This window comes from Streptomyces sp. NPDC021012, assembly GCF_044333355.1.
In the GTDB taxonomy this organism is placed as follows: domain Bacteria; phylum Actinomycetota; class Actinomycetes; order Streptomycetales; family Streptomycetaceae; genus Streptomyces.
In genome coordinates, this window is record NZ_JBIRQU010000006.1 from 340,431 (window position 1) to 362,632 (window position 22,202).

Genomic DNA, 22,202 nt, shown 5'->3' on the forward strand with positions numbered 1-22,202 from the left:
GCTGCTCAGGGGTGCATCCGGGCCCCCTTGAGCACCTTGTCGACCGCGTTGCGCGGCCCGTACACGGCGATCCCCGCCAGGTCGAGCCGTCCCGCGCCCACGGCCCGTACGGCGGCGCGGTTGTCCCGGTCGTTGCCGGTGGCGAAGAGGTCGGAGGTGAACACCGCCCGGGGCAGCCCGCGGGAGAGGGCGCGGCCGTGCGCGGCGGTCAGCGTCTCCTTGGTCCCCTCGAAGACCAGGACGGGCTGCCGGAACATCGGCAGGTACGGGGTGTCGTCGGCGTCGCGGTACCGCTCGCCGATCACCTCGGGGAGCTCCGTGCCGAGGCCGCTGACCAGGAAGGCCGTCACGTTCAGCCGCTGCCAGGTCTCCAGGTCCTCGCGGAGCAGCACGGCGATCTTGGTGTCGAAGCGTACGGGCGTGTCGTCGGGCGTGACGCCGGTGGTGGTGTCGGTGGTGTTCATGATCCGAGACTGCCGCCGGCCCCGCCGCGCGGTCTTGTACATTCCTTGCATGGTGGCCCGCACGGTGACCCGGCAGGAGGTCTCGGCGTGGCGCCCGCGCGTGCCGGGTGTCGTGGAGGTGTTCCACGCCCGCTTCACCGAGCACGCGTATCCGATGCACGTGCACGACGTGTGGACGCTGCTCATCGTCGACGACGGCGCGGTCCGGTACGACCTCGACCGGCACGAGCGCGGCACCCCCGGCGACACGGTCTCCCTGCTCCCGCCGGGCGTCCCGCACAACGGCTCGCCCGCCACCTCCGGCGGCTTCCGCAAGCGGGTGCTGTACCTGGACCTGACGCAGCTGGACGAGAGCCTCGTCGGTCCGGCGGTCGACGCGCCCGATCTGGTCGACCCGCTGCTGCGGCGGCGCGTGGGGCAGCTGCACACCGCGCTGGCGGAGCCCGGGGACGAGCTGGAGGCGCAGAGCCGTCTCGCCCTCATCGGCGAGCGGCTGCGCGGCCATCTGCGGCCGAGGCTCGTCACGCCCGCGCGTGGAGCCGATCCGGGCGTGGCGCACGATCTGCGGGAGCTCCTGGACGCGCGCGTGGTCGAGGGCGTGACGCTGGACGAGGCCGCCTCTCTGCTCCACGCCCATCCCGCGCATCTCGTACGGGCGTTCAGCGGCGCCTTCGGCATCGCACCGCACCAGTACCTGACGGCCCGCCGGATCGACCGGGCGCGCGGTCTGCTGCTCGACGGCCGGCCGCCGGTCGAGGTGGCGGCCGCGACCGGCTTCTACGACCAGTCGCATCTGAACCGCTCGTTCAAGCGGATCGTGGGCACCACGCCCGGGCGCTTCCCCCGGAGGCGGGGCGGACCGTCACCGCTGTCGTGAACTGGCCACCGGTCGGGGGGCGCGCATCCGCTCAAGGGGCGGAACGACGGAGCCCGACACCCCGCGGCGCGGCCTCCGAAGCATGGCGATCCGGCCAGGCACCCCCTCACCGACCCTTGCGGACGACCGAATTCCGCCGTCGCCATCCAAACGGACAAGATGATGCACAGGTAGTCATACCTCCCGGTCGCGGTGATTCCAGCGCCCCGCCGCACGCCCTGTCGAAGCCGATCTTCCGGTCGCACCCTGATCAGCGGGAAGAGCGAGCGGAGAGCGGGTGACCGGGTGGACGGGGACGTGGGCGTGGACGTGTGCGTCGTCGGGGCGGGGCCGGTCGGCCTGACGCTCGCGATCGGCCTGCGCCGGCTGGGACTGCGGGTACGGATCGTCGACAGGGCGCCGGCCGCCAAGCGCGAGGCCCGGGCCCTGGTGCTCTGGGCGCGGGCACGGGAGGCGCTCGACGCCCTGGGGGTCGGCGAGGTCCTCCGGCGCCACGGGGTGGAGCTGGACTCGGTGACGATCCACGCCCGCGACCGCTTCCTCGGCGAGCTCACCACCGGCTGGGCGCTCTCCGCCCACGCCCGCCCGCTCAACATCGAGCAGCACGACATCGAACGTCTCCTCTGCGAGGAACTCGCCCGGCTCGGCACCCGCGTCGAGTGGAACACCGAGCTGACCGACGTCCATCTCCGCGAGGACCGGGCCGAGTTCACCCTGCGCCACGCGGACGGCACGGAGGAGTTCGCCACCGCTCCGTGGATCGTCGGCTGCGAGGGCACCGCCGGCGTGGTCAGGGAGCGGCTCGGCATCCCCTTCGAGGGCCGCCGCCGCACCGGCCTCCAGGTCGTGCAGGGCAACGCCCGCCCCACCTGGCCGCTCGGCGAGCGGCCGGGCCGCGGACACATCTTCCTGGCCCCGCACCGCTCGCTGCTCGTCTTCCCGCTGCCCGGCGGCGGTTTCCGCTTCTTCTGCTTCCGCGACGACCCCGACCCGGCGCTGACCGCCGCCCCCACCGTCGGCGAACTGCGCGACCTGGTCGCGGACACCACCCGGATCCCGGGGCTCCGGCTCGAAACGACGGAGCCGCTCTGGCTGAACCGGGCCCGGTTCAGCGACCGGGTCGCCGCCCGGCTCCGCCACGGACGCGGGCTGCTCGCCGGGGACGCGGCGCATGCCTGGGCCCCGGTCGGCGGCCACGGCATGAACGTCGGCATCCTCGGCGCCCACAACCTCGCCTGGAAGCTGGCCGCCGTGCACCGGGGGCAGGCGGGCGAGACGCTCCTGGACACGTACTGCCACGAGCAGCGGCGGATGGCCGTGCGGTACATCCGCGAGATGCGGTTCAACTTCATGGAGCTGCCGCTGCCCCCGCTGGGCCACCGGGCGTTCACGGCCACGGTGCCCGGCGCCCTCGCCCGGCGCGGCTTCCAGCGCCGGCTCGACCTGCGCCTGAGCGACCTGCGCCGCGGCCACCGGGGCAGCGCGCTGTCCTGGCACCGGCCCGCCCCGCACCGCCGTTCCGGTCCGCGCGCGGGCGACCGCATGCCCGACGTCCGGGTCACCGCCGGCGCGGGCCCCGTCGCCCGTCGGCTGCACACCCTGCTCGCGTACGAGCGGTGGACGCTGGTCCTGCACGCCGCGCGGGCCGAGCCCGGGGTCCTCGACGCGCTGCGCGCGACGTGCGCCCGGTTCCCCGTCCCGGTCCGGATCCTGCCCGTGACACCCCGGGACGCCGTCGAGGCCGGGCGGCTCCCCCACCCCGACGACCTCTGCCTGGTCCGGCCCGACGGCTACGTGGGCCTCGTCGCCCCCCTCACCCGCCCCGCCCTGCTCCACGACTACCTCGCGGCCCTCGCCCCCACCGGCCCGAGAGCCATCCGGAGCCCCCGGAAGCCTTGGAGGTCCCGGAGGTCCTGGAAGCCCCGCAGCTCCTGGAAGCCCTGGAAGCCCTGGAGGTCCCGGAAGCCCAGGGAACCCCAGAAGCCCTGGGAACCCTGGGCGCCCCAGAAGCCCTGGCAAGTCCGAGAGGCCCGAAAGCCTTGGAGACCCTGGGCGCCCCGGCAGCCCCGAGAGCCCCAAGGCCCCTGGGAACCACGGGCGTCCCGGAAATCCCAGGAGCCCCGGGCATCCCGGAAGTCCCGGGAACCCCGAGGCCCCCGCAAGTCCCGGCAGACCCGCCCGCGTCATGGGCACTGAACCGATCGGGAGTCGGAGCGTCATGGAGACCACCACCGCCGTGGAGGCCCGTCGGCTGCTGCGCGCCCGGCGGCGCACCCGTGCCAACAGCACGGTCACCGTCGTCGGCGCGGGGATGGCCGGCCTGGTCGCCGCCTACGAGCTGGAGCGGCTCGGGTTCCGGACCGAGGTGCTCGAAGGGAGCCGCAGGCTCGGGGGCCGTGTCCTCACCCATCGCTTCGGCCCGGCCGAGGGCGCCCCGTTCGTGGAGCTCGGCGCGATGCGCATCCCGACCGGGCACCGCCGGACGATGCACTATGTGGACCACCTCGGCCTGGGCGACCAGGTCCGGCCGTTCACCACGCTGCTCTCCGAGGAGAACGCGTACCTGGCGACGAGCACCGGACACGTGCGGCTCCGGGACGCGCCCCGGGCGCTGATCGCCGACGTCCGGGCCGCGCTGCCGGGTCACCGCTACCGCGAGGAGACCGTGGTGTTCGGCGCGTGCGCGAGCGACTGCGGTCACGGACACGGACGCCGCGTCACTCGCCCGGCGGGAGGCTCCGGTCCGCGTGCTTCGCGAGCAGGGCGTGGTACTCCGCCGGCCGCGACTCGAAGTCCACCCAGGCGGCCAGCCCCGCGGAATCGATGTCCGGCCCGCGCAGCAGATCGACCGACGCCTGCGCGAACCGCTCGGCGAGGCCTTCCCGTTCGGCGCCGTCCAGCAGTCGGCGCAGTCCGGCCACGGCGACCGCCGCGCGCCGGCGCCGTTCCGGCCCCGACCGCAGCATGGGCCAGTAACCGGCCGCCGGCGCCGCGTCGGCGAGCAGCACGTCGAGGCGCTTCGCCAGGGCCGCGCCCCGCTCCGCCGCGCCCTTCGCCCCGGGGCCGGCCTCGACCAGCACCCGCAGGGCGGCGAGCACCGCCGTGGTGCGCGGCTCCGGCCGGTCCGCGTCGATCCGCACCACCACGGTCTTGCTGCGCTCCTGGGCGATCCGCCGCGCGGCGTCGACCGCCAGTCCCGCGGTACGCCGTGCCACGCCGGAGTGTTCGAGGCCCCACTCCTGGGCGTCGAGCACGTCCCGTACGGTGTGGACGCCGTGCTCGGTCAACTCGCTCGCGGAGAAGGCCCTTCCGGCCGTCCGCCTGAGGCGTGCGACCGGGATCCGGTCCAGTTCCTCGTCCACCAGCGCCCGGTGCGACGGGGCCCATGCCCTGCGGACGTCGTCGACCGCTCGCCGGTAGTCCAGGGCCACCAGCTCTGCTGCGCCCTTCAGCTCGGCCGCCCGGCGGACGGTCCGCCGCTCCACGCCGCCCAGGCGGAACAGGCTGCCGACGGTGTGGCGTTCCGGGCCGCTCGCGCGGAACACACCGCGCGCCGGGCGCCCGCGCGCGCCGCCCGAGCGGGACAGGCGGCGGACGATCCCGCCGACGACGCCGACGAGCGTGGCGAACGCGCCGCCCAGGGCCAGGGCGTCGACGAGTCCCGTGGCCCCGTCGAAGGCCTCGTCGTCCTGCCCGAGTGCGTACAGGTTCCCGATGTCCGGGCCCTCGGCGAGGAGGAAACCGGAGTCGTAGCCGTAGCGGAAGCCCGCCTTGCGGTCCCTCGCCTTCAGGGAAGGGTCCCGCTGCGGGTCGCACTGGTACGGCCCCTCCCGCCAGCGGTCCCTGAAGGGGTCGGTCCACTCGACCCTGCACGTCCCGTCGGCCTGCTCCTCCCACACCATCAGGTCGACCTGCCGCAGCTCGGGAAGGTCCGGCACGGCCACCGCGAACAGACCCGTCGCGCAGCCGATCAGGACCAGACCGAGCGTGGCCACCCGTCGGAAGAAAGGCACATGTCTCATCCGGAGCCCCCTGCCTCTCATCGAGGACGCGTGCGCCCTCAGCTTCCGCCCCGGGGAGGCGGGACCTCAAGGGCGCGGCCGGGCAGCCGCGCCGCCCCGAGCCTTCCTGTCCCCGGCAACGGCGGGCGGACCGGCGGGCGCCGACAGCGGATCGCCCCCCGACCCGCCCCGCCTCAGGCGCGCTCCCCGCCCCCGGCCTCCCGCTCTCCCTCCGGCGGCCACAGCCGCAGGCGTTCGCGCAGGGCCGGGGCGAGAGGGCTGCCGCCGGCCTCGTGGATCTCGGCGGCCCGGTCCAGCCGGCCGGGTACGTCGTCGCGGCGGAGCCCGGTGCGTTCGGCGATGTCCGCGAGCGCGACGAGCGCCTGGGCCTCGTAGTGGGTGGCCCGTTCGGCCCGCAGCGCGTCGGCGGCGTCCTCCAGGGCGCGTACGCCCTCCTCGGTGTCGCCGAGGTGGTCGAGCGCGATCCCGAGGGCGGCCGTGGCCCTGGCCGCCATGCGCGGGTCCCGGCGCTCCGTCAGCATCCGGTGGGCGGTGCGCAGGGTGGTCGGCGCGGTGGCGTGCTCACCGGCGGCGTCCTGGGCGCAGCCGAGGAAGTACGTCGCGATCGCCGCGCCGGGGCGTGGCGCGTTCCGTTCGCTCCACGGGAGAGCCGAGGGGCTGGGCGGGGGGCCTCAGCGGGCGGACGGGGCCGTGAAGGTGACGTCGGCGGCCGCGACGGTGGTCTCGGCGTCGCTCCCGAGGGCGTACGCCGCGACGCGGGAGACCGTCGCCGCCGGCACGGCCTCGCTGATGCCCGGGGCGGCCGGGATGTCCTGGGTGGCGTGGGCGTCGTACGGGACGACGACCCGGTAGCCGAGCGCCAGGGCCGTACGGGCGGTGGCCTGGACGCACATCTCCGACATCACCCCGCAGACGGCGACGGCCCGCACCCCCGCGTCGCCGAGCACCCTGCCGAGGGAGGTCTCCTCGAAGCCGTCGTCGTGCGGCTTGCGGATCACGACCTCGGCGGGTCCCGGCTCCACGCGGTGGTGGAGTTCCCAGCCGGGCGTGTGCGGTTCGTCCTCCGCGCCGGGCGGCCCGTCGTTCTGCAGGTGCGCGACGAACGCCCCGTCCCGCCGGGCCCGGGCGATCAGGTCCGCCGTCCGGTCGACGAGCCGGCCGGCGGCGGGCACGGCCCCTTCACCGGTGACGAAGGCCGACTGCACATCGACGACGATCAGGGCATCAACGGGCTGCGCGCGCTGGGTCATCCGCCCATCATCACTCCCACGGGCCCCACCCGCCACGGAGTTTCGCCCCGCCGGAAAGACCCTCCGGAGAGGGCGGCCGGAGAGGGCGGCCGGCCGGTCCCTGGCCGAACACCTCGCGGTGCCCTTCCGCTTCGGGAGCCCGGACACCCCGGACGACGAGGCCCCGCGCCGGCGTCCGTGAGCCGCCGGACCGTCCCCTAGCGTCGCGCGGCCCGGGTGAGCAGCAGGCGGCCCGAGACGCCCGTGACGAGGAGGCCGGCCACCAGGGCGGCGAGGGCGGCGCCGGGTCCCGAGGCCCAGTCGACCGCGGAGGCGTGGGCGGCGAGGAGCACGGCGAGGGCCAGGGCCACCGCCGGGACGGCCGTGAGGGCGGGGCGGAGGCGGGCCAGGTCGTCCTCCACGAGGGAGGCGAGGACGCCGACGCCGAGCGCGAGCGCCCACACACCGAGGCCCTGCGCGTCGGCGCGGTTCACCGTCCACGGGAGCAGGGCGCCCCAGAAGGCGGGGAAGAACAGCAGGCCGGCGCCGGTGCCGAGCCATCCCGAGCCGAGCACGGCGAGCGGCGGTTTCGACCAGGCGGGCAGCGGGGCGACCGGGCGGCGGCTCCCCGCCGCCGTGCCGCTGCGGCGTCCGCGGTACTGCGCCGCCAGGCAGCCCACCGCGGCGACGGCGAGGACACCGAGGGTGGCGACCCAGCCGAGGCTGAACAGGGCGAGGAACAGCGGACCGCCCCGTACGGCCTGGAGGGTTCCGGCGTTGAGCAGGGACACCGCGAAGAGGCCGACGAGGACGATCGCGAGCGGCAGCACCAGGGACCGGACCTCCTCCCAGACGCGGGCCCGGCCGACCGTGAACAGCGCGGGCGCCACGCCCGCCATGGCCGCCCCGACCAGGCCGGGGCTCAGCGCCTCGGGCGACACCCAGGCTCCCGCCGCGTGCCCGGTCAGGCTCGCCACGGCGAGCAGGGTGCCCACGGTGGCGCTGATGCCTCCGACAACGCCGCTCAGGACCACGACGGCGGGCGAGAGCGCCCGGCCGCCGGGGGTTCCGGCGCTCATCCCCGGCCTCCTTCCAGGGCTGCCCCGGCCTTCGCCGGAGCCGCCGGAAGATCCGTGGACTCCCGCTGCCTCCTGAGGACTTCGCGGGCGTACAGGATCCGCAGGCTCACCGCCGTGACGGCCGCGTAGGCGAGCATTCCGCAGCCGATGCCGACGCCCGCGACGAGGGCCGTGAGCCGGTCGAGGTCCAGGGTCCGTTCGAGCACGGGCACGGTCACCGCCGAGAAGGCGGGGGCCAGACACAGGGCGGTGAGGTGCAGCGACCACTCCTCGCGCGGCCAGGCGGCGCTCCGTGCCGCCCGGACGGCGATGACGGCGTACGTCACGGCGTACGGGACGAGGTACGCGAGGAGCAGCCGGCGTCCGGCGGTCCCCTCGTCGAGGAACGCCGCCGTGATCCACACCAGGCCGGCGGCGCCCGCGAGGTGGGCGGCGATCCGCACCGGGAGCGGGCTCCACGTGCCGGTCAGGCCGGGGACGGTGGCGCGCCGGTCGAGGGCGCGGGAGGCGAGGAGCGCCCCGGAGGAGACGAGCGCGCCGAGGTGCATCAGCGCGACGCGGTTGATGTCGAACAGGTCGAGCCCCGGGTAGAGGGAGGGCAGCAGGCCCCATTCGAGCCGCAGCAGCGGAGCGGTCATCAGGAAGCCGTAGCAGAGCAGCAGCCAGCGCTGGTGGAGGTCCGGGAAGCCGCGGACGGCGGCGAGGACGCCGAAGGTCACGCTGCCGACGGTGCCGGCCAGGACCGTGGCGAGGACGATCCAGAACGCGGCCCCGCTGAACGCCTCCGCCGGCGGGGTGCGCACCAGGTAGAGGGCGGCGCCCGCCATCGACACGTACACCGTGACGGCGAAGACGGTCCCGGTGGTCCGGTGCAGGCGGACGCGGCGCCGGACGGCGGAGAGCAGCTGGACGGGGCCGAGGAGCATGAGGAGGCCGCCCAGGACCGAGTGCGCGATCAGCGGGACCAGGCTGCGCCCGTACGGTCCCGCCCGGTCGCGCACGGCCTCGGCCACGAACTCCGGGGAGACGGACCGGCCGAGGAGCCACTCGCCGGGGGCGGGGGCGCCCGGCCGCGCGTACGGCCAGAGTTCGGTCATGGCGATCGGCGCGTACGCCAGGCAGACCACGGTCACCGCGAGGGCGGCCGCCCTCCCCCACCTCCCTCGTGCACCCGCCGTGCGTCGCATGGAGGTTCCCCCCTTCGCCGATAGTCCTGTCTGGACTATGGAGGAAGGTAGGGCGAGGGGCGACCGGGGTCAACCGGTCGGTAACAAAATGCCGTTGGACGGACTCAGGGCTCGCGCCCCTCCACCCACTGCCAGAAATCGACCATCATCCGCTCGTACCGGATGCCGAACTCCAGCGCCTCGCGCTGGCCGCGCGTCAGCAGCTCGCCGACGTCGTGCGCGAGCACCTCGTACTCGTCCAGGGTCCGGCGGTGCTCCTCGATCTGGACCGGGGCGTGGACGCGCGGGCTGGCGCCGAACCACAGCTTGAGGATGCCCCGCTCGCGGGCCTCGACCGGGACGAAGGAGGGGTCGGAGAGCCAGTCGCGCAGCGCCGCCGCCCCCTCCTCCGTGAGGCTCATCAGGCGCCGGTTGCGCCCGCCCGGCTGCCGCACCTCCGACAGCAGCCCCGCCTCCAGGAGCCGGTCGCACTGCGCGTACACCTGCGCGTGCGGCATGGACCAGAACGGGGCCACCGTCCGCGCGGCCTCCACCTTCACGTCGTACGGGCTGGCCTCGCCCAGCTTGTCGATGATGCCGAGCACGAGGAAGGAGGGCGTGGTCAACCGGACTTCAGACATGCGGCGACCGTATCGCGGCGGAGAGGCGGGGCGGCCCCCGGAGGCGACCCTGGAGGCGGCCCTGGGAGGCGGCTCCTGGAGGCGGCTCCTCACTCCGTCCGCAGTGCCCGCGCCGTCGCCGTACGGGCCGCCCAGCCCGCCGGGAGCAGCGCGCCGGCCGTCGCGATCACGACGCCCGCCGTCGCGAGGAGCGCGAGGAGGGGCGTGCCGTACACGTCGATGTCGGCGGGCGGGATCGTGGTGCCGACCGCGCGGCCCATCGCCGGCATCACCCGGCCGTGGAGGACCACGCCGAGCGGTACGCCGACCGCGCCCGACACCAGGCCGATGGCGCCGACGGAGGTGAGGACCTGCGCGACCGTCTGCCGCGGGGTCATCCCCAGGGCCTTGAAGACGCCCAGGTCGCGGACGCGGTCGCGGGTGTCGAGGACGACCGTGTTCAGCACCCCGAGGCAGGCGACGACGACCAGCATCAGGGTGAGCGCGACGATCAGGGCCTGCATCGCACGGATGACGCCCGACCTGCTTCCCTCGGTGAGGGCGGCCTCCGCCCCGAGCGGGGCCACGGCGGCGTCGAGGCGCTCCGCGTAGCGGGCCGCGTCCGTGCCCGCGGTGACGGTCACGGTGAAGTCCGTGGGCTGGTAGCGGGCGTGCAGCGCGGCCACGGACGCCGCCCCGGTGCGCAGGGTCATGCCGTCGTCGCCGAGGTCGAAGACCTCGCCGACGATCCGGACCCGGGCCGTGCGGCCCTGTTCGGAGAGGATGGCGGTGTCCCCGACGCGGAGGCCGGTGGTGCGCAGGAACCGGGTCGGGGCGACGGCCTCCCCGGTGGCCCCGAACCAGCGGCCGGAGACCATCGTGCGGGGGCTGCCGGCCGTGTCCCCCTCGTACGCGACGACGGGCGTGCCGCCCTTGAGCCCGGCCACGTCCAGCTGGGTGCGGGCCGTCCGGTAGACGGAGCCGGTCCCGGGGAGCGCGGCGATCGCCGCCGCGACGGCGGCCGGATCGGCCTGCCGGGGCATCTCCCCGCCCGGCGCTCCGGGGCCCCCGTGGGGCGGGGCGATCGTGTGGACGGTGACGTCGCCGCCCCGGTCCGGGTCTCCGTCGGCCTTGATGGCGACGAGCGTGCTGCCGAGACCCACGGCGAAGGTCACCGCGAGGGCTCCGAAGGTCACCGCCGCGGCCGTGCTCGCCGCCCGCGCGGGGCGGGCGAAGGGCGCGGCGAGGCCCAGGGTGACCGGCCGGGGCAGCGGGAGGCGCCCGAGCAGGCCGAGGAGCGCGCGCCCCCGGCCGCCGCCGGTGGCGGGGCCCATGCGGAGGACCGTCGCGGCCGGCAGCCGGGCCGCGCGCAGGGCGGGCCCGAAGGCGGTGGCGGCCACGAGGGCGAGCCCGCCGGCCGGTACGGCGAGGTCGACCCACACGGGGATGAGGGTCTCGGTCGTCCCGTACACCTCGGAGACCTCCGCCATGAGGGGCACGGCGAGCACGTTCCCGAGGGCGACGCCGAGTACGGCCCCGACGGTGCCCGGGATCAGCGCCTGCGCCATGTACGCGCGTCCCACCTGGAACGGGGTGAAACCGAGGGACTTGAGGATCCCGATCCGCCGGGTCGCGGCGCCGACGGCTCCGCTCACCACGACGCCGATCACCAGGACCGACAGCGCGAGCCCGAGGAACGCGAAGGCGGTGACGAAGGGCACGAAGGCGGCCGTGGCCGCACGCGCGGTCTCCCGCACGTCGAGGTACGAGCGGGCGCCGGTGACCGCCCCGGCCGGTACGGCGGCGGTGACGGCCTTCCGCCCGGCCGCCACCTCGGCGGCGGTGTCCGCCGCGGTGAGCCGGTAGAGCATCTGGAGCGCGGGCGGCCGCCCTCCCGCGAGCGCCGTGAGCTGCTCGGGTACGACCCAGGCGTCGGCGCTCTCGCCGACCGACTCGGCGATGCCCACCACGGTGAGGGTGACGTCGCCGGTGGTCACCCGGACTCCCGGGCCGGTTCCCGGAGGTTCGGATCCCCGCTCCAGGACGATCTCGCCGGGAGCCGTGGCCCACCGGCCCTCCACCACGGTCACCGCGTCCACGGGCCCGGCGGCGGGGGCCCGGCCGACGACCGTCAGCGGGGGCGGTGCGAAGCCGGGCGGAACCGCCCGGTCCGCCGCGCGCAGGCGCAGGGAGGTGACGGCGAACGGGCCCGCGGCGGCGGCCACTCCGGACGCGTGGGCGGTGGCGGCGAGCCGCTCCGGGGTGACGGCCGATCCGTCGAACCGCACGGTCAGGTGGGCGCCGTGCTGCCGCGCGAAGGCCCGGTCGAAGGGCGCGCCGGACGCGACGAGGAGGCCGAGCGCGAGGACGGCGGAGGCGACGGAGAGCAGAGTCGTCAGGACCATGACGGCGGTCTGCGTGCGGCGGCGCCCGACCCCGGCCCGTACGACGCGGCCGAGGGCGCCTCCGGTGGTGGCGTCCGCGCTCATCGGGCCACCGCCGGGACGTCGCGGGCGATGCGGCCGTCGACGAGTTCGATGGTGCGCGTCGCGCAGCCCTCGGCGAGCGCGAGGTCGTGGGTGACGAGGACGATCGTCTGCCCGTCGGCGTTCAGTTCGCGCAGGAGGTCGCGGACGTCCGCGCCGGACGCGGTGTCCAGGGCTCCGGTCGGCTCGTCGGCGAGGAGCAGCGGGGGACGGTTCATCAGGGCGCGGGCGACGGCGACGCGCTGCCGCTCGCCGCCGGAGAGGCGGCCGGGACGCATGCGCGCGTGGCGGGCGACGCCGAGCTGTTCGAGCAGTTCGGCGGCGCGCGCCGCCGCCCGGCCGCGCGCCGCGCCGGCGAGCTGGGCGGGGAGCAGCACGTTGTCGAGGACGGTGAGGTCGTCGAGGAGGTGGAAGAACTGGAAGACCATGCCGACGCGGTCGCGCCGGTAGCGGGCGGAGGCCGCCTCGCTCAGCGCGTCGACGCGCAGCCCGTCGACGGTCACGCGGCCGGTGCTCGGCCGGTCGAGGCCGGCGAGGAGGTTGAGCAGGGTCGACTTGCCGCTGCCGGAGGGGCCGAGGACGGCGAGCGACTCCCCCCGCGCCACCCGCAGGTTCAGCCCGGCGAGGGCGGCCGGCCCCTCGTCGTACGTCCTGCCGACCTCGCTCAGGTCGATGATCGGCTCGGATGGGGATGGGGTCACGGGGCCCTCCGGGGCTCGGGGTCGGGTGGGTTCGCACCGACGCTAGGAGCGGCCCGCCCCCGGCCGCGTCGGCCGCGGTGGCGAAGCTCCGTACCGCGTGCGGCGGATGCGCGGGCGGGTCGTCCGCGCGATGTACATCGCGGGGACGGCGCCCTGGTCCCCCGGGCCGATTCGCCCCGGCGGCCCCGCTTGGCACACTGCACCGGTGAGCAGGTACGAGGAACTCCTGGGCCGGATACGCGGATCGCGGACCATCGGCGCCCCGCCCCCGCTGTCCCGCTGGGCGTGGCTGGCCGACGGACTGCTCGCCCTGTCGCTCGCCGTGGCCACGCTCGTCGGGAACATGAACCGCAGCTACGTCGAGCTCCGGCCCGCCCCCGCCGTGAGCGGGACGCCGGTGCCGGGGCGGTTCCCGGCTCCGCCCGCGCTCCCGGACGTACCGGGGGTTCCGGAGGATCCGCGCCCCTTGCATGCGGTGGAGCACGTGCTGCCGCCGGTGGAGGCCTGGGAGATCGTGGCGGCGCTGCTGACCGCGCTGCCGCTGCTGCTGCGGCGGCGCTTCCCGCTGGCCGTGTTCTGGGTGGTGACGGTCGCGTCGGTGGTGCTGCACCTCGGGGACGCGGCCGACGACGCCACGCGGACCACCTTCGCCGCGGGGCTCGTCGCGGCGTACAGCGCGGCGATGCACAGCCCGCACCGCAGGTCGGTGCTGGCCTCGCTCCTTGCCGGTGCCCTGCTCTACGCGGTCTTCCCGCTGGTCCCGAAGGTCGACAGCGACCTGGTGCCCCTGCTCGTCCTCCTTCCGCTCGCCCTGGCCTCGCACGGCGTCCACCTGTGGCGGCAGCGGGAGCGGGTGCTGCGAACGGAGCAGGAGGCGGCGCTGCGCCGGGCGGTGGAGGCGGAGCGGTCGCGGATCGCCCGGGAGCTGCACGACGTGGTGACCCACAACGTGAGCATGATGACGATCCAGGCCGGTGCGGCGCGCACGGTCCTCGCCACCTCGCCCGAGCAGGCCCGGGAGGCGATGCTCGCGGTGGAGGCGGCCGGGCGGACGGCGATGTCGGAACTGCGGCACGTGATGGGGCTGCTGACGATGAGTACGGACGGCCCCGACCCGGCGGTCGACGTGGCGCTCGCCCCGCAGCCGGGTCTGGACGCGCTGGCGGAGCTGACGGACCGGGTGCGCGCCTCGGGGGTGCCGGTGGAGGTGGCGGTGCGGGGCGTCCCCGTGGAGCTGCCGGCCGGTGTGGACCTCGCCGCCTACCGGGTGGTGCAGGAGGCACTGACGAACGCGGTGAGGCACGCGGCGGGCGCGCGGGTGTCGGTGGAGGTCGAGTACGGGGCGGACCGGCTGCGGGTGGAGGTGTGCGACACGGGCGGGCACCGGCTGCGGACCGCGGAACCGGGCGGCGGCCACGGGCTGTTGGGCTTGCGGGAACGGCTCGCGGTGTACGGCGGTACGCTCGACGCGGGCAGCCGCCCGCACGGCGGGTACCGGGTCCGTGCGGTGATTCCGTGGGAGGTTCCGTGACCGTGGCCGATGTTCCGCGCGTGGTGATCGTCGACGACCAGGCGCTGGTGCGGACCGGTTTCCGGATGATCCTCGCCGCCGACGGCATCGACGTGGTCGCGGAGGCCGCCGACGGCGACGCGGCGGTGGCTGCGGTCCGGCGGACCCGGCCGGACGTGGTCCTGATGGACATCCGGATGCCGGGGACGGACGGCCTGGAGGCCACGCGCCGCATCCTCGCGGACGAGGCGGCGCCGCCGAGGATCGTCGTCCTCACCACCTACGACCTCGACCGGTACGTGTACGCGGCGCTCGCGGCGGGCGCCAGCGGCTTCCTGCTCAAGGACGTCACCCCCGAGCACCTGACGGCGGCGGTCCGGCTCGTCCGCTCCGGGGACGCCCTGCTCGCCCCGGCGATCACCCGCCGCCTGGTGGAGCGCTTCGCCGCGCCCTCCTCCGGACCTTCCGCCGCCCCGCACCGCGAGCTGGCCACGCTCACCCCGCGCGAGCTGGAGGTCCTGGAGGCCCTGGCGCGCGGTCACACGAACGCCGAACTGGCGGCGCGGTTCAGGCTGAGCGAGGCGACGGTGAAGACGCACGTCGCCCGCATCCTCCAGAAGCTCCGGCTGCGCGACCGGGCCCAGGCGGTGATCGCCGCCTATGAGACGGGCCTCGTCACCCCGGGCTCGGCCGGGAGCGGAAGCAGCGCGCCCGGGTCGGACTGATCGGGGGCGTCCGGCGGTCCGCACTCGGGGCGGAGGACGTCGCCCAGCGCGGCCAGCCGGATGAGCCGCAGGATCCACGGCTGGTCGCAGACCAGCCGCCAGCGCGCCCCGCGCCGGTGCATGCGCCCGGCGCAGTGGGCGAGGAGTCCGAGCCCGGTGGCGTCGCAGAAGGTGAGGCGCCGGATGTCGACGGTCAGGGCGTCGGACTCCCGCACCAGGGCGTCGAGCTCGGGCCGCAGGTGCCGCACCAGGACGAGGTCGAGCTCGCCCCGGAGGGCGACGACCGTACGGCCGCCGGTCGAGCGGACGGCGAGGTACGGGTCATGACGGGGGATCAGCTGCATCGGACGCTCCACAGGGTGGCTCCATGTGTCACGTCGAGCGTGGCCGCCCCGCCGCGGGGAGGGACGTTTCACCTCGGCCGCTCTCACCTGGATAGGTGAAGACTCGATCGTCTTTCCCTCGTTCGGGCAAGCGCGGGTCGGACGGGTGCGCGGTGAGCGCCGCCAGCGGGACGCGGCGGAACTCCACCGTCTCGTACGGGCTCCGCGCCCCGGTCTCGTACAGGAGGCCGACCGTCGTCGCGTCCAGCGGCACCAGGTCCGAGTAGGCGGCCTTCCGCCGGTCCACCGTCAGCGCCTTCGTGAAGGTCCGTCCGCCGTCCCGGCTGGCCCAGACGGCCTCCTCCGCGCGGGCGTCCGGCACCGAGGGGGCCGAGAACAGCAGGACCCCGTCACGGCCGCCCACGTACAGCAGGCTGCCCTGCACCACGGGCACGCCGTCCAGGGTGCGCTGGGGCGCGAAGGGGCGGTCGAGGCTCGCGCCGCCGTCGCGGGAGAAGGCGTCCGCGCGGTTGCCGGGGCTCGTCCCCAGCTGGTCGCGGGAGTTGAAGTACAGGCGCCCGTCCGGGAGTTGGGCCACCGTCGACTCGCTGGTGTTGACGAATCCGTCGTAGGTGCCGTCCACCAGGCCGAGGGACCAGGACCGGCCGCCGTCGTCGCTGTAGAGGGCATGCGCCCCGTAGTGGCGGGGCTCCTCGCCGGTGTCCGTGGAGCCCTCGGGCGGCGCCTCCGAGTGGTTGGCGGGCACGACGAGCCGACCCGCGTGCGGGCCGCGCGTCAGGGCGAGGGCGTGGCCCGGCCCGGTGGCGTACCAGCGCCAGCCGGGCTTCTTCACGCGCGCGGTGATCTCGCGCGGCGCGGAGAACGTCCGCCCGTCGTCGGAGCTGCGCTGGACGAACACCCGGCGGCCGCGCGCGGCGGGGACCTCGCCGCGCAGGATCCGCCGCTCCGTCGCCTCCGCCCCGTTGTACGAGCTGAGCAGCACGATGTCGCCCGAGCGCGGATCGACGACCGGCGCGGGGTTGCCGCGCGTGTCGCCGTTCCCGTCGGCGACGACCCGCGCCGGCCCCCAGGTGCAGCCGCCGTCCTCCGACCGCCGCACCACGATGTCGATGTCACCGCTGTCCCCGGCCCCGCCGACCCGCCCCTCGGCGAAAGCGAGGACGGTCCCGGCGCGGGTCCGCACGGCGGCCGGGACGCGGTGGTTCGCGTAGCCGCCGGCCCCGGCCGCGTACGGCACGGACACCTCGCACCGGGCCGCCGCTCCGGTCGGTCCGGGCTCCCCGGCGGATCCCGCCACAACCGGACCCGGGACGACCGGACCCGTCACGCCCGGACCCGTCACGCACAGGCCACCGAACAGCAGACCGAACAGGCCGAACAGGCCGAACAGGCCGAACAGGCCGAACAGGCCGAAGCTCCGCACCGTCACACGCCCCATCCGCCCCACGATCCCCGCCCGACCCGACGACGGGCCGAACTCCGGGACGACGCGGGGGGCCGTCCGCGCGAATTCACGCGGACGGCCCCGGGCGGCACGGCGGAGGCTCAGCCGGCGAACCGCGCCATCCACGCCTCGACCTCGTCCGAGGAGCGCGGCAGACCGGCCGACAGGTTCTCGTTGCCCTCCTCGGTGACGACCAGGTCGTCCTCGATGCGGACGCCGATGCCGCGCCACTCCTCGGGCACGGTCAGGTCGTCCGGCTGGAAGTACAGGCCGGGCTCGACCGTGAGCACCATGCCCGGTTCGAGGACGCCGTCGACGTACTCCTCCGTGCGGGCCTGCGCGCAGTCGTGGACGTCCAGGCCGAGCATGTGACCGGTGCCGGCCATGGTGAACCGGCGCTGGAGACCGAGCTCGTACGCGCGGTCGACGGGACCCTCGATGAAGCCCCACTCGACGAGGCGGGCCGTCAGGTGGCGCTGGGAGGCCTCGTGGAAGTCGCGGTACGGGGCGCCCGGCTTCACCGCGGCGAAGCCCGCCTCCTGGGCCTCGTACACCGCGTCGTACACCTGGCGCTGGACCGGGGTGAAGGTGCCGCTGATGGGGAGGGTGCGGGTGACGTCGGCGGTGTACAGGGAGTGCGTCTCGACGCCGGCGTCGAGGAGGAGCAGCTCGCCGGGGCGGACCGGGCCGTCGTTCTGCGTCCAGTGCATGATCGTGGCGTGGTCGCCGGCGGCGCAGATCGAGCCGTAGCCGACGTGGTTGCCCTCCAGGCGGGCCCGGCGGAAGAAGGTGCCCTCGATCCACCGCTCGGAGGAGGCGACCGCCCGGGAGAGTTCGGCGACGCAGTCGGTGAAGCCGCGCACGGTGGAGTCCACCGCCTTGCGCATCTCGCCGATCTCCCACTCGTCCTTGACGAGGCGGAGGTCGCTGAGCGCCCCCTCCAGCTCGGCGTCGCGCTCCTCGTCGGTGGTGACGGCGGCTTCGAGGGCCGGGTCGACGCCGCGGACGATCCGGGTCGGCACGTCGCCGCCGGCGGCGAGGTCCCCGGTGAGCCCGCGGACGTCGCGACAGGCCATGCCGAGGACGGTCTCGGCCTCGGCGAGGGAGCGGCGGCGGCCCATCCACAGCTCGGCCGTGTAGCCGATCCAGAACTCGTCGTTGTCGCGGCTGTCGCGGGGCAGCTGGTAGCAGTGGGCGTCGTGGCCGCCGTCGGCGCGGGGTTCGAGGACGAGCGCGCAGTCGCGGGCCTGGTCGCCGGTCATGTGCACGTAGCCGGAGTACGGGCGGAACGGGTAGGTGTCGTCGTTGGAGCGGGTCTTGAGGTTGCCCGAGGGGACGACCAGGCGCTCGCCGGGGAACAGCGCGGAGAGCGCGGCGCGGCGGGCGGCCGCGTACGGGGCCTGCTCGGCCGGTTCGAGGTCGTGCCGCTCGGTGTCCGCCCACCCCGTCCTCATCAAGGCGGAGAGCTCCTCGGAGACGCCGTTGTAGAGGCCGTTCTTGCGACCCTTCGCCACGTCCTGCACCTTCTTCCGGGTTGCGTTCTCGGCCGCCGTCCGTCGGCGGCATCCGGGACGGTACCCCCGCGCAGGCCCGGCGGGTGCCCGGATCGGACAGTGGCACGGATCGGCCACACCCGGGCGGCGGGGGCGGCCGGGGCGGGTCGATAATGCGGTCCATGGCGAACGCGAAGCTCAGTGAGGCGCTCCGGCTTCTGGGGATCGGCGAGGAGGCCCGCCGGGTCTACGTCCGGCTCCTGGACCTCGGTCCCGCGCCGCTCGACGCCATCGGCTCCGCGGCCGGTCTCGACGGCGCGGAGCTGTCGGCGGCGTACGGGGAGCTGGTCGACGCGGGCCTGGCGAGTCCGGCGGTGCGGGGCCCTGATCTGGTGGCGCCGGTGCCTCCGGCCGCGGGCCTGGAGATCCTGGGGCGGCACCGGGCGGCCGAGCTCGACGAGTCGCGGATCACCGTCGGCGGCGCGTTCGAGTCGTTCCGGCGGCAGCGGCTGGCCGCGTACAACGACGATCTCGTGGAGGTCGTCACCGGCGACGCCATCGGCCCCCGGAGCCGGCAGGCCTGGGCCAGTGCCCGCACGCAGATCCGGCAGTTCGAATCGCCCCCGTACACGCCCATCGCGGGCGCCACCGAGGACGCGCTGGCCACGCTCGCCCGGGGAGTGACGCAGCGCGTCATCTACACGCAGGCGTCGCTGGAGCACCCCGACACCATGCGGACGGTCATCGAGCCGTGCGTCGAGGCCGGCGAGCAGGCCAGGGTGCTGCCGTCGCTCCCGGTCAAGCTCCTGATCATCGACGAGGCGTACGCGCTCGTGTCGCTGTCGATCAGGGAGGCCGACGTGCACAACACGATGCTGGTCGTGCAGCCCTGCGGGCTCCTCTCCGCGCTCATCGCCCTGTTCGAGCAGACCTGGCAGACCGCCCTGCCGTTCCACGGCCGCACGGCCCGCCCGGCGGGCGTGCTGCCCGCCGGGCTGCTGCCCACCGACCGCCGGCTGCTCTGGCTGCTCGCGGGCGGCGCGAGCGACGACGTCATCGCCCGGGAGATCGGGGTCAGCCGCCGTACGCTCTTCCGCCGGATCCAGGTCCTCATGGCCCGGCTCGGCGCCACGAGCCGCTTCCAGATGGCGCTCCAGGCGCAGCGCCAGGGCTGGCTGTAGAAGGCCCCCTCAGGCCGGCCCCCTCAGGCCGGCCCCCTCAAACCAGGCCCCCCTCAAACCAGGCCCCCCTCAAACCAGGCCCCCCTCAAGTCAGGCCCCTCAGGTCGGCCCCCTCAGGTCAGGTGCTTCCGCAGGAAGGTGTGCACGAGGGCGCTGTTGTGGGCGGCCTGTTCGTTGTCCCCGGCGCCCGCGTGCCCGCCGCCGGTGTTCTCGTGGAAGAGCACCGGATGGCCGAGCTCCCGCAGCCGCGCCGCCGCCTTGCGGGCGTGGCCCGGGTGGACGCGGTCGTCGCGGGTGGAGGTCATCAGGAGCACCGGCGGATAGGTCCGGTCGGCCGCGAGGCGGTGGTACGGGGAGAGTTCGCGCAGGTGGGCGAGGTCGGCCGGGTCGTCGGGGTCGCCGTACTCGGCGATCCAGGAGGCGCCCGCGAGGAGCTTGTGGAAGCGGGTCATGTCGAGCAGCGGGACCTGCGCGACGATCGCGCCGAACAGCTCCGGGTGGCGGGTGAGCATCGCGCCCATGAGCAGGCCGCCGTTGCTGCCGCCGGAGGCGCCCAGCTGTGCCGGGGTGGTGATGCCGCGGTCGACCAGGTCCCGGGCGACGGCCGCGAAGTCCTCGAAGGCCCGCGGCCGCTCCGCGCCGAGCGCGGCCTGGTGCCAGTCCGGTCCGTACTCGCCGCCGCCCCGGATGTTCGCGATGACGTACGTGCCGCCGCCCTCCAGCCACGCCCGGCCGGTGACGGCGCCGTAGTAGGGGGTGAGGGAGACCTCGAAGCCGCCGTAGCCGTAGAGCAGGGTGGGGCCCGGGCCGGTGGCGGTGTGGTCGGGGCCGATGACGAAGTACGGCACGCGGGTGCCGTCGGCGGAGGTCGCGAAGTGCTGCGCGACCGAGAGTCCGGCGGTGTCGAAGCGGTCGGGGGCCCGCTTGAGGACCTCCGTGTCGCCGCCGATGTGCCCGCGGTGGAGGCTGGAGGGCTGGAGGAAGCCCGACACGTCGAGGAAGTACTCGTCGGAGACGTCCGGGTCCGTGTCCACGACGCCGACGGCGGACAGCGCCGGGACGCCGACGAGCGGGGTGCGCGTCCACCCGGCACCGTCGCCGCCCGGGGTGAGGACCTCGATGTGGGCGCTGACGTCCCGCATCGTCTCCAGGATCAGGTGGTGGCGGGTCCAGCAGTGCCCGGCGAGGGCCGTCCGGGCGTCCGGGGTGAACAGCGCCTCGTGGGTGCGGTCGCCCGCGAGGAAGGCCTCGAAGTCGAAGGCGAGGAGGGAGCCGGTGGGCCGGCCGAGCCACTCGGACTTCAGGGTGACGAGCAGGTGCCGGCGGTGGACGTCGACGACGGCGTCCTCGGGGACGTCGACGCGCACGGTCGTGCCGTCGGGCTCCAGGAGGTACGTCTCGCTGCGGAAGAAGTCCAGCGAGCGGCCGACGAAGTCCCGTTCGAAGCCGGGGGTGTCGTCGCGGTATCCCCAGGCCGACACGTCCGTGTCCTCGGCCTCGTAGACGAGCTCGGACTCCTCGATCGGCGTGCCGCGCCGCCAGCGGCGGACCGTGCGCGGATAGCCGGAGCCGGTCAGCGAGCCCGGCCCGGTGTCCGTGCCGACGAAGACGGTGTCGTCGTCGATCCAGCCGATCCGCGTCTTCGCCTCCGGCACCTCGAAGCCGTCCGCGACGAACTCCCGCGTCCCGAGGTCGAACTCGCGGACCACGACGGCGTCGCCGCCGTCCCGTGACAGGCGCACCAGGGCCCGGTCGTACGCGGGACGGCGCACCCGCGCCCCGTCCCACACCCACTTCTCGTCCTCGGCGGCGGCCAGCGCGTCGACGTCGAGGAGGACCTCCCACTCGGGCTCGTCCTTGCGGTACCGCTCCAGGGTCGTGCGCCGCCACACCCCGCGCACGTGCTCGGCGTCGCGCCAGAAGTTGTAGAGGTACGCGCCGCGCCGGGCGGTGTACGGGATGCGGTCGGAGGCGTCGAGCACCTCCCGCACGCGCGCCTTCAGCGGGGCGAACCCGGCGTCGGCGACCAGCGCGTCCGCCGTCTCGGCGTTCCGCTCGGCCACCCACGCGAGGGCGTCATCGCCGGAGATCTCTTCCAGCCACAGGTACGGGTCGTCATCGCTCACCCCCGTATTGTGCGGGACCGGGTCAGCCCCTGTCGGCGCGGTGGAGCCGTACCGCCAGGTGGTGCTGGAGCGGGCGGCCGACGGCGGCGAGGTCGTGGACGAAGTCGAGGACGTCCTCGCCGGTGAGGGTGTAGCGGCGGCGGGTGGCGTCGACCTGCTTGGCGGTGGGGGCGAGCGCGACCTCGTGGGTGGTGAGGTCGACGGTGGTGCCGTCCGCGTGGCCGACGGCGATCTCCGCGATGCCGGTGGGCTGGGTGATCAGCGCCTCGACCCGGCCCTCGGGCTGGAGCCGCCACCAGCCGCTCTCCCGGGCGGAGGGCCGCAGCGGGGTGCCGTCCTCGTCGATCAGCCAGGCCCGCGCCTCGTAGTGCAGGAAGGGGCGCCCGTCGTGGCTGAAGGTGACCTCCTGCTCGTACGCGAACTCCTCGGCGAGCGAGGGATAGCCGCCCCGTCCGCGTCCGGTCCAGGTCCCGAGCAGTCCGGTCACCGGGGCGAGCAGCGCGTGCGGCGCGGGCGCCTCGTCCGCCCGGAAGGCGTCGGGGTACGGGTGCTGCCGGTCGCGGTCGTTCATGGGGTGCGCTCCTGGGTCGGGACCTGTGCCGTGGGGCAGCTTAGGGCGTGCGGTGATCACGTACGGGGCACGGCCGTGCCCCGGCCCGGCGGGCGCGGGCCGCGCGTCCACCGTCCGAGACACCGTTGACCCGGGGCGCGGTGACCGCTACCTTCGCGCCATGT

The 22,202-nt window shown here is 75.3% G+C and carries 19 protein-coding genes and 1 pseudogene; 6 read left to right on the forward strand and 14 right to left on the reverse strand.

Annotated elements, in window-relative coordinates; genetic code table 11:
• Positions 1–5: 5 nt before the first annotated feature.
• Positions 6–464: a DUF2000 family protein gene (locus tag ACH4TP_RS21970; RefSeq protein WP_389229199.1), complete on the reverse strand. Its 459-nt coding sequence runs from the start codon at positions 462–464 to the stop codon at positions 6–8.
• Positions 465–513: 49 nt separating this feature from the next.
• On the opposite strand from ACH4TP_RS21970, the gene ACH4TP_RS21975 reads away from it, so the two are divergent.
• From ACH4TP_RS21975 to ACH4TP_RS21985, 3 genes and pseudogenes are all read left to right on the forward strand, one after another.
• Positions 514–1,341, forward strand: a complete 828-nt coding sequence (locus ACH4TP_RS21975) for a helix-turn-helix domain-containing protein (protein WP_389229201.1) — start codon at positions 514–516, stop codon at positions 1,339–1,341.
• A gap of 285 nt (positions 1,342–1,626) precedes the next feature.
• Positions 1,627–3,537 (forward strand): FAD-dependent monooxygenase, encoded by a 1,911-nt coding sequence (locus tag ACH4TP_RS21980; RefSeq protein ID WP_398438865.1) that lies wholly within the window; start codon positions 1,627–1,629, stop codon positions 3,535–3,537.
• Between the two features lie 22 nt (positions 3,538–3,559).
• Positions 3,560–3,901 (forward strand): annotated as a pseudogene (locus ACH4TP_RS21985) (flavin monoamine oxidase family protein); the annotation flags it as partial.
• 157 nt (positions 3,902–4,058) lie between these two features.
• Here the strand turns inward: ACH4TP_RS21985 and ACH4TP_RS21990 are convergent.
• The 8 genes from ACH4TP_RS21990 to ACH4TP_RS22025 form a co-directional block, all read right to left on the reverse strand.
• Positions 4,059–5,336, reverse strand: coding sequence for a hypothetical protein (locus tag ACH4TP_RS21990; protein ID WP_398438866.1), 1,278 nt, complete (start codon positions 5,334–5,336; stop codon positions 4,059–4,061).
• Positions 5,337–5,536: 200 nt separating this feature from the next.
• Entirely contained in the window at positions 5,537–5,884 is a 348-nt protein-coding gene (locus ACH4TP_RS21995; protein ID WP_398438867.1) for a hypothetical protein, read from the reverse strand.
• Positions 5,885–6,034: 150 nt separating this feature from the next.
• Positions 6,035–6,613, reverse strand: a complete 579-nt coding sequence (locus ACH4TP_RS22000; RefSeq protein WP_398438868.1) for an isochorismatase family protein — start codon at positions 6,611–6,613, stop codon at positions 6,035–6,037.
• Positions 6,614–6,810: 197 nt separating this feature from the next.
• Positions 6,811–7,671 (reverse strand): hypothetical protein, encoded by an 861-nt coding sequence (locus tag ACH4TP_RS22005; RefSeq protein ID WP_398438869.1) that lies wholly within the window; start codon positions 7,669–7,671, stop codon positions 6,811–6,813.
• A complete protein-coding gene (locus ACH4TP_RS22010; protein ID WP_398438870.1) occupies positions 7,668–8,858 on the reverse strand; it encodes a DUF2306 domain-containing protein in 1,191 nt (396 codons plus the stop codon). Before ACH4TP_RS22010 ends, ACH4TP_RS22005 begins: the two co-directional genes overlap by 4 nt.
• Before the next feature lie 104 nt (positions 8,859–8,962).
• On the reverse strand, positions 8,963–9,478 hold the full coding sequence (locus ACH4TP_RS22015) for a PadR family transcriptional regulator (protein WP_398438871.1): 516 nt from the start codon (positions 9,476–9,478) through the stop codon (positions 8,963–8,965).
• 89 nt (positions 9,479–9,567) lie between these two features.
• Positions 9,568–11,946: an ABC transporter permease gene (locus tag ACH4TP_RS22020; RefSeq protein WP_398438872.1), complete on the reverse strand. Its 2,379-nt coding sequence runs from the start codon at positions 11,944–11,946 to the stop codon at positions 9,568–9,570.
• On the reverse strand, positions 11,943–12,644 hold the full coding sequence (locus ACH4TP_RS22025) for an ABC transporter ATP-binding protein (RefSeq protein WP_398438873.1): 702 nt from the start codon (positions 12,642–12,644) through the stop codon (positions 11,943–11,945). The genes ACH4TP_RS22020 and ACH4TP_RS22025 overlap by 4 nt, the downstream gene beginning before the upstream one ends.
• A 205-nt stretch (positions 12,645–12,849) precedes the next feature.
• Here ACH4TP_RS22025 and ACH4TP_RS22030 point away from each other — a divergent pair, with 205 nt between their 5' ends.
• A complete protein-coding gene (locus tag ACH4TP_RS22030) occupies positions 12,850–14,175 on the forward strand; it encodes a sensor histidine kinase (RefSeq protein ID WP_389229230.1) in 1,326 nt (441 codons plus the stop codon).
• A gap of 2 nt (positions 14,176–14,177) precedes the next feature.
• On the forward strand, positions 14,178–14,879 hold the full coding sequence (locus ACH4TP_RS22035; RefSeq protein WP_398438965.1) for a response regulator: 702 nt from the start codon (positions 14,178–14,180) through the stop codon (positions 14,877–14,879).
• Here ACH4TP_RS22035 and ACH4TP_RS22040 read toward each other — a convergent pair.
• From ACH4TP_RS22040 to ACH4TP_RS22050, 3 genes are all read right to left on the reverse strand, one after another.
• Positions 14,813–15,223: an STAS domain-containing protein gene (locus tag ACH4TP_RS22040; protein WP_398438874.1), complete on the reverse strand. Its 411-nt coding sequence runs from the start codon at positions 15,221–15,223 to the stop codon at positions 14,813–14,815. The two genes, ACH4TP_RS22035 and ACH4TP_RS22040, sit on opposite strands and share 67 nt — an antisense overlap.
• 28 nt (positions 15,224–15,251) lie before the next feature.
• The gene (locus ACH4TP_RS22045) at positions 15,252–16,661 is read right to left on the reverse strand and encodes an exo-alpha-sialidase (RefSeq protein WP_398438875.1); all 1,410 of its coding nucleotides are present in this window, start codon (positions 16,659–16,661) and stop codon (positions 15,252–15,254) included.
• A 107-nt stretch (positions 16,662–16,768) separates the two neighbouring features.
• Complete coding sequence (locus ACH4TP_RS22050; RefSeq protein WP_398438876.1) at positions 16,769–18,181, reverse strand: aminopeptidase P family protein; 1,413 nt, start codon at positions 18,179–18,181, stop codon at positions 16,769–16,771.
• Positions 18,182–18,342: 161 nt separating this feature from the next.
• Between ACH4TP_RS22050 and ACH4TP_RS22055 the strand changes: the two genes are divergently transcribed.
• Positions 18,343–19,341: a LuxR family transcriptional regulator gene (locus ACH4TP_RS22055; RefSeq protein WP_389229242.1), complete on the forward strand. Its 999-nt coding sequence runs from the start codon at positions 18,343–18,345 to the stop codon at positions 19,339–19,341.
• A gap of 113 nt (positions 19,342–19,454) precedes the next feature.
• On the opposite strand, the gene ACH4TP_RS22060 is transcribed toward ACH4TP_RS22055, so the two are convergent.
• Positions 19,455–21,467 carry a prolyl oligopeptidase family protein gene (locus ACH4TP_RS22060; RefSeq protein ID WP_398438877.1) on the reverse strand — a complete coding sequence of 671 codons (2,013 nt, stop codon included), beginning with the start codon at positions 21,465–21,467 and terminating at the stop codon, positions 19,455–19,457.
• Positions 21,468–21,489: 22 nt separating this feature from the next.
• Positions 21,490–22,038, reverse strand: a complete 549-nt coding sequence (locus ACH4TP_RS22065) for an FABP family protein (protein WP_398182051.1) — start codon at positions 22,036–22,038, stop codon at positions 21,490–21,492.
• Positions 22,039–22,202 lie beyond the last annotated feature (164 nt).

Bases quoted from the DNA above. Each gene is read 5' to 3' on its own strand.
- ACH4TP_RS21970 (WP_389229199.1), bottom strand. From the start codon at position 464: ATGAACACCACCGACACCACCACCGGCGTCACGCCCGACGACACGCCC.
- ACH4TP_RS22010 (WP_398438870.1), bottom strand. From the start codon at position 8,858: ATGCGACGCACGGCGGGTGCACGAGGGAGGTGGGGGAGGGCGGCCGCC.
- ACH4TP_RS22065 (WP_398182051.1), bottom strand. From the start codon at position 22,038: ATGAACGACCGCGACCGGCAGCACCCGTACCCCGACGCCTTCCGGGCG.
- ACH4TP_RS22040 (WP_398438874.1), bottom strand. From the start codon at position 15,223: ATGCAGCTGATCCCCCGTCATGACCCGTACCTCGCCGTCCGCTCGACC.
- ACH4TP_RS22005 (WP_398438869.1), bottom strand. From the start codon at position 7,671: ATGAGCGCCGGAACCCCCGGCGGCCGGGCGCTCTCGCCCGCCGTCGTG.
- ACH4TP_RS21975 (WP_389229201.1), top strand. From the start codon at position 514: ATGGTGGCCCGCACGGTGACCCGGCAGGAGGTCTCGGCGTGGCGCCCG.
- ACH4TP_RS22045 (WP_398438875.1), bottom strand. From the start codon at position 16,661: ATGGGGCGTGTGACGGTGCGGAGCTTCGGCCTGTTCGGCCTGTTCGGC.
- ACH4TP_RS22000 (WP_398438868.1), bottom strand. From the start codon at position 6,613: ATGACCCAGCGCGCGCAGCCCGTTGATGCCCTGATCGTCGTCGATGTG.
- ACH4TP_RS22015 (WP_398438871.1), bottom strand. From the start codon at position 9,478: ATGTCTGAAGTCCGGTTGACCACGCCCTCCTTCCTCGTGCTCGGCATC.
- ACH4TP_RS22055 (WP_389229242.1), top strand. From the start codon at position 18,343: ATGGCGAACGCGAAGCTCAGTGAGGCGCTCCGGCTTCTGGGGATCGGC.
- ACH4TP_RS21995 (WP_398438867.1), bottom strand. From the start codon at position 5,884: ATGCTGACGGAGCGCCGGGACCCGCGCATGGCGGCCAGGGCCACGGCC.
- ACH4TP_RS22020 (WP_398438872.1), bottom strand. From the start codon at position 11,946: ATGAGCGCGGACGCCACCACCGGAGGCGCCCTCGGCCGCGTCGTACGG.